1 protein-coding gene is annotated in these 1631 nt (G+C 47.3%); it reads right to left on the minus strand.

Features of this window, described 5'->3' with window-relative positions; genetic code table 11:
• Positions 1–1617 (minus strand): dihydroxy-acid dehydratase (ilvD, locus tag HCR01_RS37815; RefSeq protein WP_193200997.1); only part of this gene is annotated, 1617 nt, incomplete at its 3' end.
• Positions 1618–1631 lie beyond the last annotated feature (14 nt).

Below are 1631 nucleotides of genomic sequence, written 5' to 3' on the forward strand. Positions count from 1 at the left end.
TACACCTTTAGTGTAACGCGGTGCAGGTGCTTGCCAGTTGGTACGACGACGAGCTAATTCTTCTTCAGATACGTTCAACTGCAATCGGCGTGCAGGTGCATCAATGGTAATACTATCGCCTTCTTCTACAAGAGCGATCGCACCCCCAACTGCGGCTTCTGGGGCAACATGACCGACTACCATCCCATAAGTACCACCAGAAAAGCGCCCGTCGGTAATTAATCCCACCGTATCACCCAACCCAGCACCGATAATTGCTGAGGTCGGAGCCAGCATTTCCCGCATCCCTGGGCCACCCTTAGGCCCTTCATAGCGGATGACCAGAACATCACCTGGTTGAATTTTACCCGCCAAAATAGCAGCTAACGAGGCTTCTTCCGATTCAAACACGCGTGCAGGCCCGGTTATTACAGGCTTTTTCACCCCGGTAATTTTGGCGACAGCACCTTCGGTTGCCAAATTGCCTCTAAGGATAGCTAAGTGTCCTTGGGAATACATCGGGTTATTCCAAGTCCGAATCACATCTTGGTTGGCGGATGGTTCTGCTGGGATATCTGCTAAGACTTCTGCAACTGTTTGACCGCTGATAGTGAGGCTATCACCGTGTAGTAAATCATGCACTAGAAGCATTTTCATCACTTGCGGAATCCCACCAGCTTTGTGTAAATCGGTAGCTACATACTTACCACTGGGTTTTAAATCACACAAAACGGGGACACGGGCGCGGATAGTTTCAAAGTCGTCCAGGGTTAACTCTACATTAGCGGCGCGAGCGATCGCCAGAAAATGCAATACAGCATTTGTCGAACCACCTACCGCCATAATTACCGAAATAGCATTCTCTATAGATTTGCGAGTAATAATTTGCCGGGGTAAGATTTGTTTGCGAATGGCTTCGACTAAAACAAATGCTGATTTTTCAGTACTATCAGCTTTTTCAGCATCTTCGGCTGCCATTGTTGAAGAATAAGGCAAACTCATTCCCAGTGCTTCAAATGCTGAAGACATGGTGTTAGCTGTGAACATTCCACCACAGGAACCTGCACCAGGACAAGCACGGCTTTCTACTTCTAATAATTCTTTCTCGTCAATTTTACCAGCGCTGTATTGACCCACAGCTTCAAATGAACTGACAACGGTTAAATCACGTCCGTTGTAGTGTCCGGGTTTAATTGTGCCACCATAAACAAAGATCGCGGGGATGTTCATCCGGGCGATCGCCAGCATTGCTCCTGGCATGTTTTTATCACAACCGCCAATAGCTAGTACACCATCCATACTTTGTCCTGTACAGGCGGTTTCAATCGAGTCGGCAATTACTTCCCGCGACACTAGGGAATATTTCATCCCTTCAGTTCCCATGGAAATCCCGTCGCTGATGGTAATTGTGCCGAATATTTGTGGCATCGCTTTGGCATTTTTAACAGCAACTTCTGCTGTTTGGGCTAATTTATTGATCCCCATGTTGCAGGGGGTGATAGTGCTGTAACCATTGGCTATACCCACAATAGCTTTGTTGAAATCTGCATCTGTAAAACCAACTGCACGCAGCATTGCTCTATTGGGCGATCGCTGCACTCCTTGCGTCACTACTTGGCTTCTCAAATTCTCCGACATCTTTATTTCCTTCC

This window comes from Nostoc sp. MG11, assembly GCF_014904695.1.
Classification (GTDB): domain Bacteria; phylum Cyanobacteriota; class Cyanobacteriia; order Cyanobacteriales; family Nostocaceae; genus Komarekiella.